The sequence below is a fragment of the Mycobacterium angelicum genome (assembly GCF_002086155.1).
GTDB classification, from domain to species: domain Bacteria; phylum Actinomycetota; class Actinomycetes; order Mycobacteriales; family Mycobacteriaceae; genus Mycobacterium; species Mycobacterium angelicum.
In genome coordinates this window covers 1-237 of the sequence record NZ_MVHE01000453.1, presented here as the reverse complement: position 1 = coordinate 237, position 237 = coordinate 1, and the positions used below count along the sequence as shown (strand labels likewise).

The window sequence follows — 237 nt, the reverse complement described above, 5'->3', positions numbered from 1 at the left end:
GCCATCGTGATCGAGGAGGGACCCATCCACGGTGCTACGGTGAGGCCCTCAATCGTTGAGCCATAGGACGCCGCCGCGGAGTACAACTCGGCGGCTAGCGCATCCCAGGCCGCTGCGGCGGCCAGCAACGGTCCGGATCCCGGACCCGCGTACATTCGCCCCGAATTAATCTCCGGTGGTAGCGCCCCGAAATCCAACATCCCTGACCTCCGGTCCCCTCGATGGCCGCCATGCTAA

At 65.4% G+C, this 237-nt stretch carries 1 protein-coding gene; it reads right to left on the bottom strand.

Annotated elements, in window-relative coordinates; genetic code table 11:
• Positions 1-197: PPE domain-containing protein (locus BST12_RS30235; protein WP_139802147.1), on the bottom strand; the 197-nt coding region annotated here is incomplete at its 3' end.
• Positions 198-237 lie beyond the last annotated feature (40 nt).